A 13,484-nucleotide genomic window follows, 5' to 3' on the forward strand; every position below is an offset into this window, starting at 1 on the left:
GTTTAATCGCAATTACCAGTTTATTGCTGATCAGTACCCCTTTTATTGGTCAAAAAATAATTGCTCCAAATTCACAGTTAAAGTATGTTTTTGATACAAATAAACAGCCGATACTCGATAAAATAGTGGTACTTGGTTGTGATATAAATCCTAACCCAAAACTTAACGCCAATAGCCAACTTGGTAATTGTGCTAAAAGCCGCCTAATCGAAGGTATGCGCTTAGCATATGTGTACCCACAAGCTCAACTTATTGTTTCAGGTGGCGGTTACAATAAAGTGACCAACAGTAGTTTGATGCAACAAACCGCGATAAGTTTAGGTATTGATGCGCAGCGTATTAAACAAAATCCTACGGCTATGGATACCGCCGATGAAGCACGGCTTTTAGCACCTGCTCTAGTTGATTTTAAAGTTGCACTGGTAACTTCGGCAAGTCACATGGCACGAGCAAAAGATCTATTTAATAGCCAAGGCGTTGATGTTATTCCAGCCGCCACTGACTTTCATGACTTTAGCGAATGGCCTACCCATAAACAGTATATTCCAAGTGCTGATGTGCTATTAGCGGTGACCCGTGATTGGCATGAAAGAATAGGCATGTTTTTGATAAGTGTGCGCCGCTGGATTGATCCAGAAGCGCTTTAAGGTCTAACTCACTTAAAGTGAATTAGCTGGCAACTCAAACTGGGTTGTCTATATCAATGAAGGTTACATCAAAACCATGTTGCTCAGCCAATAACTCACCGAGCGCTTTTATGCCATAGCGTTCGGTGGCGTGATGGCCTGCGGCAAAAAAATCGATCTTTTGCTCACGCGAACTGTGAATGGTCTGCTCTGAAGCCTCGCCTGTTAAATAGGCATCAATCCCCTGGCTAGCAGCCAAATCAATATAACCTTGACCACCTCCAGTACACCAAGCGATGGTCTCAATTAGCTCATCACGTACTAGACTCACTAAAGGTTCACGAGCAAGCACTGTTAATATTTTTTGTGCAAATTGCTCACCACTCATTGGGATTTTTAAACGCCCTTTGACTGCGACACTATTTGCTACAGGCTCCAAACCATCGAGTATTTCTAAATCAAGTAGCTGTGCTAATTGCGCGTTATTACCGATTGATGGATGCACATCAAGAGGTAAATGATAGGCAAATAAATTGATATCATGATTAAGTAACGCAGCTATGCGACGCTTTTTCATACCGGTAATAGGTTGCGCTTCACCTTTCCAGAAATAACCATGATGAACTAATATTGTGTCTGCGCCATGCGCAATTGCAGCATCGATTAATGCTTGACTGGCAGTGACACCTGTAACAATTTTTTTTATCTGTTCACGTCCTTCGACTTGTAGCCCATTTGGGCAAAAGTCTTGAATAGAATCAGGTCTTAAAATGGTATTTAGTAATTGGTTAAATTCTCTGCGCTGCATTTTTTTATTCCAGATTAGCGTTAAATTTTGTGCAAATTTTGGCGTTTATAGGGCTAAAATGGAAGGAAAATCGCAAAAAATTGAAAAGTAAGTCAAAAATAGGTATAAATAAATATTCTCAATCTGTGTTTACAACGTATAGGGCCTCTGATGAGCAAACTAGACAAAACAGAAGTATTAAATGCCTTTGAAGCAGCATACCAAGCAGCCAATGGTAAGAAACCTGAAATCACCAGCAAACCTGGTTGGTACAGCATCGACGGCGGCAAAAACTTGCGCCTTGCAGAAGTTGCTGAATTAACAGAGCAGCTAACTTCAGGCGATACGTCTGCACAACCTGCAGCACCTGCTAAGAAAACTAAAACTAAATCAGCAGTGCCAGCTAAAGCAGCTGTTAAAAAAGCACCATTTACTATAACAACAGCTAATGAAGAAGGTTACACTGCCGAAGAGTTTTGGATTGTGTACCTAGCTAAAAAAGATCACGATTGCCGCTTACCTCGCGGTGTTGTGTAATAACTTTAGACTCGTAGCATAAAAAAACCGCTTTTAAGCGGTTTTTTTATGGCCAACAACGTTGAGTTTTGTATTCAACCACCCTGATATATACCCACAGATAACAATAAACACGGTACCAACAAGAACTGGCATAATCAAAAAGTCCCAACTTTGACCACTGACCATAATTAAAATAGGGTTGGCCCCTGCTGCAGGATGTATGGTGTTAGTCAACATCATTGCGGTCACAGCTAATCCAGTCGCAATAGCAATACTGATCGGATCCACGCCTATAAAACTAATAAAAGCCAAACCTATCACGGCAGTGATGAAATGCCCTACAATAACATTTTTTGCTTTTGCTAAAGGGCTTTTTGGTACACCAAACACCAGCACCGCAGTTGCGCCAAATGGTGCCATAAGCCATACACCATAATTCCCTAAACTTTCTAAATATGCTAATACCGAAAGTGTCAGTGCAGAAAAGATACCCGCGATAACGGCTTTGTAAAATACATCATTCATTAATATTACTTCCTTTAGAGGTAGACCGACTTGTCTACATTTAGATGATAGACAAGTCGGTCTACTTATGTCAAGCTTACTTTTTGACTAGGAGCAACCATGGATAAACGTACCCAGATAATTAATACCGCACTCAGTGCGTTCTATCAAAGAGGGATCCATGCGGTAGGCATTAATGAAATACTTAAAGAAGCAGGTGTTGCAAAAAAAACGCTTTATAATCATTTCGTCAGTAAAGATGAGTTGATCTGTGCGTGTTTAGAGCTCAGAGATCAGCGCTTTAATCAGTGGTTGTATGAACAATTAGAAAACTGCAATACCCCCTTCGAAGTGGCTAATGCACTTTTTAGCGCACTCTCCGCTTGGATAGATAATAAAGTCTCTGAGCTTGGACCTTTTAATGGCTGTTTTTTTATTAATACCGCAGCGGAGTTTCCACACAGCGAGCACCCTATCGCGATGCTTTGCAAAGCACACAAAGAATCAGTTTTACAATTATTGTTCGATAAACTCTCACACACAGAACAACTTAAAGGTCAGTTAGAAAAAACCATACAGTTAGCACAATTATTAATGACCTTAAAAGAAGGTATGATCTGTCAAGCTAGAGTGACGCACTCCAGTAATACACTAATGCAAGACCCAGTATTATTACGCCAACTTATAGCAAGTAGCATATAAAAAAAGCGGCTGTTCAGCCGCTTTTGATTGGTTATAACACTAATAATTACTTATCTTCAAAGTACAATTTGTCGCGTGCTTTTTTGCCAACTTCATTCATAGTCGCGGCATCAAATAACCGACCGTTGATCATCGTATAATCAACTTTATCTGTATCACGAATATTAGTCAGTGGATTACCATCAATCACCATTAAGTCAGCAAGTTTACCGACTTCCAATGAGCCGATATTCTGATCAAGGCCGATGTACTTGGCCGGATCAAGCGTCGCCGCACGAATAGCTTCCAGTGGACTCATACCACCTTGAGCAAACATCCAAATCTCCCAGTGCGCTGCAAGGCCTTCGCGCTGACCATGTGCACCTAGATTCACTAAAACACCTAAATCTTGTAGCTCTTTTGCTACCCGTGCATTGTTAAAGTGATTATAGTGGTGATCGGGTGCTTTAACACGGCGCATTGAACGTGGTAATAATTGGTTTTTTGGCACAAATTTACTTAAGCGCGGGTGATTCCACACATCAGTCTTATCATACCAATAGTTTTCTCCCCAGATGCCGCCATATGCCACACCAAGTGTTGGCGTGTAGCCTACATCACTTTGTGACCAAAGCTGCTTGATATCATCATAAATATTCGCCACGGGAATTGAGTGCTCAATGCCCGTATGACCATCAACCACCATCGTTAAATTATGCTGTAATAATGAACCACCTTCTGGCACCACCATCATTTCAAGCTCTCGGCCAGCTTCAATTACTTGTTGGCGTTGTTCACGTCGTGGTTGGTTGTATGATTTAACACTAAACGCGCCAACTTTCTTTAATCGCTCTAAGTGAAATTTAGCATCATCTAACGAATCAATGTGTGATGTATAACCTGGCATATTGGCACCATATAAAATAGTACCGGTTGAGAAAATACGTGGGCCTACAATAGTCCCCGCTTTTTGCATTTCGCTGGCTGTAAAAATCTCTGTTGTATCGTTTGATGGATCGTGAATTGTCGTGACGCCTAACGATAGGCCCGCTAAGTTTTTCCAATTTTGCTCAGGAATGATCTCATCGCTGCCTTGTGAACCATGCGCATGCGCATCAACAATTCCTGGCATAATTGTTTTGCCAGATACATCAATTACCTGTGCGCCTTTTGGAATGTTAATATCAACAGCTGTACCAACGGCTTTAATATGTTTACCATCGGTTAATAGTATACCATTTTCAATGACTTGCTCGCCTTTCATGGTAATAATACGTGCGCCCGTTAAAGCTATCATGCCTTTTGGTTCAGCCATTTTGCTACTAAAGCCAATGTTATCGCCACTTTTTACTTTAAAGTCAGCGTCATCCGCTTTATTGATATCAAATAAACCTGCCAAACTTGCATGATAAAGCTCTGGGCCTAGCGTCCAATACAGTTTATCGCTGCTGGCGCTCCAGCTGATATTCTCACCGGCACGAACAGATAACTGCTCAATCGGAAATTGGCTGTCTTTAGGACCAATATTAATGGTTTTACCACTTTGCACTAATGGCGTAACAAACACTTTAAAACGTTCAGCAAAAGCGAGGTACTTGCCATCAGGCGATACTCTAAACTCAGTAGCATGCTCTGACTCATAAAGCTTAGTGATTTTTTTCGAATCAAGTTCAACCACACTTAGCGTTGGCTTAGGCCATGGGCTCATCACAAAAACTCGATCATTAGCTGATGCAAACTGCGGCTGATAACCACTTTTAGAAATTAACTCAGCTTTCCCGCCTTTGCTACTCACTGCATAAATACCCGGATCCAGTGACCAATCAGGGTTTAAAATGCTGCCTCCTGAGGCTTTACGGTACACTACCGTTTTGCCATCAGGACTAAATGTTGGCTCAACATATTTACCTGGCTCTGTGGTAATATCATCACCGCGACCACTACGCGCAGAGACAACTCGAACAGCCCCCTGTTCGTTATCATCCCAGGTTACATAGACTATTTTTTTACCATCACGGGAAAACTGCGGGAACAACTCAAAGTGGTCATTTTGTTCAGTTAAACGCTTTATTTTTCCTGACTCTAAATCGCGTTTATAAATATGTCCTAGCGCTTCAAAAATTGCTGTTTCACCATCCGGCGAAATCTGTACATTACGCAACATTTTTACAGCAAATTCATCGCTATCAATATTTTGTGTAAAACGCACTGCTTGTTGAATTTTCTTACTGGTTTTAACTTCAAATGGTACGGTTTCTACATCGCCATCTTGCACATCAAGTTTATGAATAGTACCGCCAGCCCAAAATATCAGTTGGTTATTATCTGGTGTCCATGCAATAGTTGGATACACGCCATGAATAGCCCAAGTCTCTTGCATATCACGTTCAAGCTTGTCATATAGCTTAGTATGCTTACCGCTGGTTAAGTCATATAGGTAGAGGCTAGTTTGAAAATCATCTCGTTTAATATACGCAAGCTTCTTACCGTCTGGCGACGGGGTTGGTCTAATCGCGCCGCCCATACCATCAATAATCGTTTCTATCTCACCCGTTTCGCGATCATAGCGTTTGATTTTATAAATGCCAGCAACCGAATCTTTTGAATAATGAAAGGTTTTACCCGGTGTGGCATCATGTGAAAAGTACACATAACGGCCATCCGGTGAGAACATCGGCTCACCTAAATCTTTTTGATCATTCTCACGTTTAGTGAGTTGTACACCTTTGCCACCCGCTTTATGATAAAGCCATACTTCACCTGCGCCTAATGAACGGCTCGCTGTAAAATGCTTACGAGCAACAATATAGTCGCCGTCGGGACTCCATGCGGGGCTGTTCAATAAGCGAAACGTTTCATCGGTTACCGCCGTTTGATTTTCACCGTTTCAATCCATCAACCAGATATTATCACCGCCACCTTGATCAGAGGTAAACGCAATATGTTTACCATCAGGACTAAAACGCGGTTGCATTTGCCATGCGATATCAGAGGTCAGTTGAGTGGCAGTGCCACCAGCCATCGGCATAGTGTAAATATCGCCCAGCAAATCAAACACAATGGTTTTGCCATCAGGACTGACATCGATATTCATCCAAGTGCCTTGAGAGACACTAATATTAGCATCAACAAATTGCCCTTGTGGCGCATCCACTTGCCATTTTTTGTCATCATTATCTTGTGCCTGAGCCTGACCATATAGCGCCAGTGACACAGCTACAGCCATTGCTGTATGAAGCATTTGTTTCATCGCCTTCTCGCTTATTTTTATTGCGGTTTTCATCTTATAAACATGATTGCAACAAAAACGGCAGCAAGTTACCAGCGATATCTGATAAAGCGTCGTTATTTGGCGGTTAATGCCATTTTATTGGATCAAACTGATAATAGCCGACCAATAAACTGTATATTTCAGGATCATAATGGCGCAGCTCACTGGGCTTTTCGAGAAAAGTTTCGGTGATCACGGCAAAAAATTCGGCTTCATTAGTTGCACCATAACTATGAATAACATGCGGCATATTATACGCAACATGAGTTTTTAACTGATTATAAGCGCGGCTAAAAACACGCCCCCACTGTTTATAATCTGCCTCTTTAGCTAATATAGGCGTGCCTGTGGTTTTACCTGTTTCTTGATCAAGTTGGTGAGCAAATTCATGAAACACTAAATTATGTCCGTCACTGGGTAAACGATTCCCTTCAAGCACATCGTGCCAGCTTAGAACTAAAGTCCCTCCAGGCCATGACTCGCCTTGACGAACAGTATTATGATAGCTTACTAATCCGGCACTATCACGAGATGTCTGCGGCGCGTAATAGGCACTTGGGTACAGCAAAATTTCTTTCACATTTTGATAAAGTGGCCATGGTTTATTAAGCACCAACACACATGCATCCGCAGCAATTATTAACTTCATACTCTCGTTTAGAATTAAACCATCACAACCAATAAAGCGTTTTTCATTTAGAAACCAGACAATATGACGCTCTAATTTTTCCCGATCAGCATCCGTCATTTTTTGATAGATAGGCATATACCGTAACAATAATGTTTTTTGCTTTTCATCTAAACGATAATCTTGATACTTTTTTTGCCACAAGCGGTTTTGAATAACCGGCCAACGCCAATAAACAACTACAAACACAATCAGCGCAAATATTAATAATCCATTTACCATTACGAGGTCCTATCAACAGGTGTAGCTTATTAATATGTCCTGTGAGGATAAAATTCAATCATCTAGCCTAGCAACAGCTAAAAAACCGCCCATAACTATGTTAAAGGCGGTCAACTATATTATTACGTAAAATCAATTATATTAACGATATAAACGGTCCCATGCACAAGTACGGTAACCATTACGCTCAAAGTAGAAACGATTACAATTATCATCGTAGTTGCTATTGCCGACATCAATACGATGACCACTAATATATTGATTATGTAATGACACCTGCTGGCCGTTATACAACAAAGTAAAATGCACGTGAGGACCTGATGATTGTCCCCCTTCACATAGTGCTTGGTTATAATTGTTCGCATAACGACCGAGCCATGCACCTGGCTGCACAAAATCACCGCTACTATACTGCAGATTAGACATATGATAATAGTTGGTTGAATATCCACTCGAATGCGTTACGCGGATATTACATGACGAAAAACGTGTGATAGTACCGCCATGCGCCGCTTGAACATATGGTGTATTTGTGCCCCAACCACCAGAGCCATTATTAAAATCAAGCGATGAATATGGATAACCAGAGCCAGTATTAGAGTGAGCCCCACCGCTGTACCAATAATAACCTGATGACCATGGTAAGTTCATTGAAAAACTAGCCGCAGCAAACTGCTGATTGCTACTTTGTAGTGCACTTTTAGAGGATCTTTGTAACTGAGCGCGACTATCAGGGAATAGACGCTCAAACGTCGCTAAAAAGCCGGTCAGATCGCTCTTAGCGTAATTAACATTATCTTTGCTTAATACTTGTTTTTTAAGAACACTGACCAATGCTACTGTCGCTGCAGTACTGCTGTTGGTATTGACTCTATTGGTGATTTCCTCGCCCGCATACTTTGATGTTTCCGGGGTGGCTTGGCTATCTTGCCACTGTTTATATGCATAAAAACGTTGACTTAACATCATTACCACATCTTCTAGCTGGGCATCAAAACCGTGTTCGTCAGATAAACCTGCAAAAGCATTATTAATATCTGCGTCAGGATCAGAAAGTAAGCCACTTTGCAGCTCAATCAACGCTAAGATAACTTTAGGGTTGATACTTGTATAACCTGCCCAGTGCAAAACACGCTCTTTTTTATCTTCCAGTACAGGCGCATGCAGAGCAAAGAAATTATCCCAATCTTCACGCAACAAGTCATTATTGAACACAAACTGAGTATCGTCCACAGCCACCAAGGAGGTTAACTTAAGTGACTCAATGGACTGTGCAGTAAAGTTAAAATCATTATGCTTATGGCCTTGTGCAAACAACGCTGGCGACACACCTAAAACACCTGCTAAAGCTACATATATCATCTTACTTTTCATCTTTTGTTCCTTCTGTTCACATCAAAAAGGTCCCAAAGTGGGAACAAAAGGTATAGCATCAAATTCAACCAAATGTTAATAAAATGTTTTAATATATGTATTTGTATATATTATATACTCGAAAAGCAATGGCCTGTAGCGTGTTTATCTACCAAAAAAACATACACCCATATTGTCAACAAACCAAGCTTCTAGGCGATTTAAATATATAACCTCAAAATTGAATTTGGGATCATCTTAATTATCAATACACAAGTCCATCGTATAGCACTCTTTGTTAATGACACTTACGAGTTTATCTGACCCCAGAATAGTCAATATCTAATAACAGGAAATATATCTGTCGAATACATTATTAACTCAGTGAGCCCCCCCTTTTAAGGAAGATAAAAAAGGGGGAGAGTACAAAACTCCCCCCCGCAGAAACAGCTAACCTTTAAAGCACAGGTAAGGTGATTTTGCCTGTAACAATTTCAGAACTGCCTTTTACAGCATACTCATAACCAAAAGTAACATTATTTTTACTGCTTAATTGATTGTCATCAAGATTTTCTATTTGATAAGTATTATTTGATAACTTATACCACTGACGATCAGGAAGACTTGTGTAGAAATCAACAGAGTAGTCATCAATTAAAATAGTTTCATTAACAGCAACTGAAACTGTATTAATCTCGCTAATATTTATGTTGCCATCAGATACAATTGTGCTCTCAATTAGTGCAGGATTTACTTTTCCATTGGCTGTATAGCCTAGCAAATTAACTTTAAAATGACTTAAGGTTGCTATTGATGCTGGTAAGTAAAGACTACCATTGTTTGATTTACGCTTAAAACCAACATCTTCATTAGCTGTATTCTTAAGTACTATAGTTTTGCCGTCAGTTAATCCGTTATTATTATCCCAACGCAATTGATTGATATCAAAAGGAGATTGATCTGCAATACGAAATGAGCTTGCGGCTGAGATATTCACGACTTCACCTGTAGACTTCACACTGACTTTTTCAATGTTATACTCATAATGACCGCCGACAAGAGGAGCGGCTGGTGACAGAGTAACAAATGTATCGTTATATTTAAGCGATGAGGTAAAAGGAACAGAAACGTCATTAAACGAAATTTGCGTTACGCCTTGTGCAATAAAATCGTTTTCATCATCAGTACCTTTAACAACCGTTATTTGACGTTTCTTAATTAATGACGCAGCACTATCAACTAACTCAATAGGCGCTTCCATAAACATATAGAAGTTTTGAGATGTTTCATCTGCTATGGCACTAACAACTCGCGGCCTAGAGGAAAACGACGATACTCTTGGCTTTATTACTAGTGATAAAACACCATCGTCTAGTTCATAAAAACGATTTAAATTATTAAAGCTTGAGTTAGTAACTGACACCCCACCATTTGTAGCATAAAGATTTACTTCACCTGTATCATAGCGATTACTTGAACTATCTACGAAACTAGGTAAAAGTAGCTTCATCTTTGAACTACCATTATATTCAAAAATATACTCTTTACTATCAGCATCGAAAGTTGCTGGCGTTCCTTTAGTAAGATTTTTTAATGAAACAAAGTTCAAATTATCAAATGTATTACCAAGTTCATTAATTACTGAAACACGGACTTCAAACTTTGCGTTTTCAGCTGTTTTAGAAACATACAAAGTATTTCCGTTGGTTAACTCGCTTATATTAATTTGGCTAATACTGTCTGACTGATTGTTATAACTAAAATCATCAACAGCATCATTGTCAACATCAAGGTCCATTGATAGCAGATCAGTAAAACCGGCTACTTTAGCAATAGAGTACATACCAGTATCTGCATTATAGGTAGAACGAATAAAATGTTCATTACGATTCGAAAATTCATTGTACATATTAAATGCAGTGGAAATACTGTAACTAAATTCAAGCCCTGCTACAGGTGTATTTTCACCATTAAGCAGTACTTCAAACTGCACAGTTTCAGCACTTGAAACTTCTAAACTTCCCAATTGAGCTATACCGTAATTCGTTTTACCGTAAAAAGCACGCTCCTGAAAAGAACCATCAGCACTGGAGACAAGCAGAACAAAGTCAGAGTTTTTTGGAAGCTCATTTAATTCAAATAAACCGTTTGAAACAGCGACAGGCTCGTTCCAGTCATTACCAATTTTAATTGATACTTGGGCATTATTAACAGACTCACCTGTTAATAAGTGTTTAACTGATCCAGTTAAAGTTACACTTTTTAGCTCAGCTTGAGCATCAGTATTATTTTCAATAGCAGCTACGATATCGTCATTATTATCTTCAACTTCTAGGCAACCAGAAAGGAAAAAACTAGATGAAATAGCAAGTGCAATAGCAGATTTTCTTAACATTTAAACTCCATGTATTTATTATTTTTACCCAGATTAGGCTCATGTGAAGTATACCGAAGTACTTGCTTATAACGCAACAATACAATCCCAAATCAGGGGCTTAAGTATCTGAACATAAGATGAATTGTCTATTTATCCCCCACAACCAACTGGATTGTTTGTTTTTATAGCAATTAATGTATAAAATCGACTGTCCATTTAATATAGAAAATAACATTAGCAATAAGTAAAGTTAAAGTATTCATAGTAAGTAATTTAACTACGAAGGATAACAGTCAAAGAATTTTTTAATAACCTTTTCACTTCACATTTTAATCTTTATATTTTATTTATTTCGACTCGATTTCGGCCATTACTTTTTGCTTGATAAAGCGCTTGGTCAGCTTGCGCCAGTAACCTGTCATAGTCATTAACTGCCAATGAATCTGCGACTCCAAAACTAACCGTTACCGATAACCCGCTAGCTATGTTTGAAAAATCGTAGTTTGCAATTTGCACACGTAATTCTTCACATAATTGAGCGGCTTGTTGCGCGGTTTTATGAGGGAATAGTAATGTAAATTCTTCACCTCCCCAGCGAGCAACTTGACTATCATCACTCTCATTGAGCTCTCCTAGTATATGAGCAACTACGCAAATTACACGGTCGCCAACAATATGTGACCACCCGTCATTAATTCGCTTAAAATGGTCAATATCCATAATCGCAATAGCCAGAGGTGAATCATGTTGCTTAAAGTCAGCAAAATTATCCGCGAGCCAACAATCAAAGGCACGACGATTTGGCAAATCAGTTAGTTGATCATGGGTTGCTTGATGAGCAAAGGCATCTGTTTGTTGTTGTAGATCATTAGTTTGTTGCTCAACCCGCTTGATCAGCTCGATTTCTATTTTTTTATAATGATAAAGTCGGTATCTATAAAGCCCGTAGACCAATGCTAATAAACCGATAAAAACCATGATCTTAAAAGTAGTTTTTTGCCAGAAATATGACTGGATCACAAACGTTAAGGTTTTATCATTATCTTGCCATTGCCCATTAGGGTAGCCAGAACGTACTTTGAACGTGTACTTGCCCGGTGGTAAGTTAGTATATTCTGTAATACTGAGTTGATTACGGTTAACCCACACATTGTTATAGCCAGCCAATTGGGTCTGATAATTCAATCGATGGGGCATAATAAAACTTAAGCCCGCATAATGAAAAGAGAGCCGCGAAACACCCACCGGTAAAATGATTTCTTCATCTTGCTGCACTAAGGGGGTCATTTTGCCATCTACATACATGGCCTCAATAATTGTCGGTAATGTCTTCTTTGTAGCTTGCTTTAATCGTTCAGGGACGATAGTACTTGCCCCTTGCGCTGTAGCAATCCAAATACTGCCATCTTTATGCAACACCGCAGCAGGATTAGACCCGCCATTAGCCTGGGCGCTAAGCATGCCGTCTCCTTCATCATATAGCTGATACTGGATTGGCAACGCATTATTTTGTGCTAACTGGGCGAGTCGCTGTTTGACTTGCTGTTGATTAACTTGGATCACACCGCGATTACTAGATAACCAAAACGAATCTCCCTGTGCCACAACTTGAAACAACTTATCAACTGGCAAGCCTTGTTCACGCCCAAGAATACTCATCTCTCCGGTTGGGATATGACACCGGACAAGACCACGGTCTGTCGCCATCCAGATATATTCAGATTCAGCATAAAAACCAAAAGCATATTCAGCATCAAAATGGGCTGGAAATACTTTAGCCGTAAACTTTTCTAAACTTGGGCTAAAAAAAGCCACCCCAACGCCAGTTCCAATCCATACATTGCCATAATTGTCTTCGCTAAGGGCTATAATAAAATCACCAGGTAAACCATCTACACTTGAAAACTGCTTCAGTGATCCATCCACATCTATTCGTGTCAATCCTGCTGCGGTTCCTACCCATAAGCGCCCTGCACTATCAAATAATAACGCCCTGACCTCATTGCTGGCTAAGCCATTTTTACGATCTAGAACAGGATAAGCTTTACCATTGATAATCCTCATCAAACCTGAGGTATAAGTCCCTAGCCAAATATGTCCTTGCGCATCCTCAGCTAAACTTAAAACCGATAACGAATCATTCCCATAAGCAGCAGGGAATGTGTTTACTTTATTATCTTCAATACGGTTTAAACCTAGGCTGCCGCCTACCCATAAGCTACCATCTGAATGGGACAGCACGGTGCGAACATAGTCCCCTGTTAAACCGCGTTTTGTGGTCCAAGTTGAAAAAGCAGCTTCACGCAATCGGTACAAACCGCCATTTGTGCCAACCCAAATACTATTTTCACGATCTTGTAATAGCGATAAAATCCGATTGGCTGGTAAACCAGCGTCAGCATCAAGTTGTTCAAGTCCTAACGGGCGTAATCGAAACACCCCTTTATTGGTCGTAG

The 13,484-nt window shown here is 40.0% G+C and carries 9 protein-coding genes and 1 pseudogene; 3 read left to right on the plus strand and 7 right to left on the minus strand.

Features of this window, described 5'->3' with window-relative positions; all coding sequences use genetic code 11:
• Positions 1–647, plus strand: a 647-nt coding sequence (locus tag H5232_RS20005; protein WP_182831391.1) for a YdcF family protein, incomplete at its 5' end; no start/stop codon positions are given.
• A 34-nt stretch (positions 648–681) separates the two neighbouring features.
• Here H5232_RS20005 and H5232_RS20010 read toward each other — a convergent pair.
• Entirely contained in the window at positions 682–1,434 is a 753-nt protein-coding gene (locus tag H5232_RS20010; RefSeq protein WP_182718427.1) for a Nif3-like dinuclear metal center hexameric protein, read from the minus strand.
• Positions 1,435–1,584: 150 nt separating this feature from the next.
• Between H5232_RS20010 and H5232_RS20015 the strand changes: the two genes are divergently transcribed.
• A complete protein-coding gene (locus tag H5232_RS20015; RefSeq protein WP_182739946.1) occupies positions 1,585–1,950 on the plus strand; it encodes a hypothetical protein in 366 nt (121 codons plus the stop codon).
• Between the two features lie 33 nt (positions 1,951–1,983).
• Here the strand turns inward: H5232_RS20015 and H5232_RS20020 are convergent, their stop codons facing one another.
• Complete coding sequence (locus H5232_RS20020) at positions 1,984–2,457, minus strand: HPP family protein (protein ID WP_182739945.1); 474 nt, start codon at positions 2,455–2,457, stop codon at positions 1,984–1,986.
• 99 nt (positions 2,458–2,556) lie between these two features.
• On the opposite strand from H5232_RS20020, the gene H5232_RS20025 reads away from it, so the two are divergent.
• Positions 2,557–3,138 carry a TetR/AcrR family transcriptional regulator gene (locus H5232_RS20025; protein ID WP_182761282.1) on the plus strand — a complete coding sequence of 194 codons (582 nt, stop codon included), beginning with the start codon at positions 2,557–2,559 and terminating at the stop codon, positions 3,136–3,138.
• A 46-nt stretch (positions 3,139–3,184) separates the two neighbouring features.
• On the opposite strand, the pseudogene H5232_RS20030 reads toward H5232_RS20025, so the two are convergent.
• The 5 genes and pseudogenes from H5232_RS20030 to H5232_RS20050 form a co-directional block, all read right to left on the minus strand.
• Positions 3,185–6,367 (minus strand): annotated as a pseudogene (locus tag H5232_RS20030) (amidohydrolase family protein).
• A 106-nt stretch (positions 6,368–6,473) separates the two neighbouring features.
• On the minus strand, positions 6,474–7,298 hold the full coding sequence (locus H5232_RS20035) for a M90 family metallopeptidase (protein WP_182739942.1): 825 nt from the start codon (positions 7,296–7,298) through the stop codon (positions 6,474–6,476).
• Between the two features lie 141 nt (positions 7,299–7,439).
• A complete protein-coding gene (locus H5232_RS20040) occupies positions 7,440–8,672 on the minus strand; it encodes a M23 family metallopeptidase (protein ID WP_182718433.1) in 1,233 nt (410 codons plus the stop codon).
• Between the two features lie 436 nt (positions 8,673–9,108).
• Positions 9,109–11,046: a hypothetical protein gene (locus tag H5232_RS20045; RefSeq protein WP_182831392.1), complete on the minus strand. Its 1,938-nt coding sequence runs from the start codon at positions 11,044–11,046 to the stop codon at positions 9,109–9,111.
• Between the two features lie 318 nt (positions 11,047–11,364).
• The coding region (locus H5232_RS20050) for a ligand-binding sensor domain-containing diguanylate cyclase (RefSeq protein WP_182831393.1) at positions 11,365–13,484 on the minus strand (2,120 nt) is incomplete at its 5' end.

The organism is Pseudoalteromonas sp. SG41-5, assembly GCF_014164495.1.
GTDB classification, from domain to species: Bacteria; Pseudomonadota; Gammaproteobacteria; order Enterobacterales; family Alteromonadaceae; genus Pseudoalteromonas; species Pseudoalteromonas rhizosphaerae.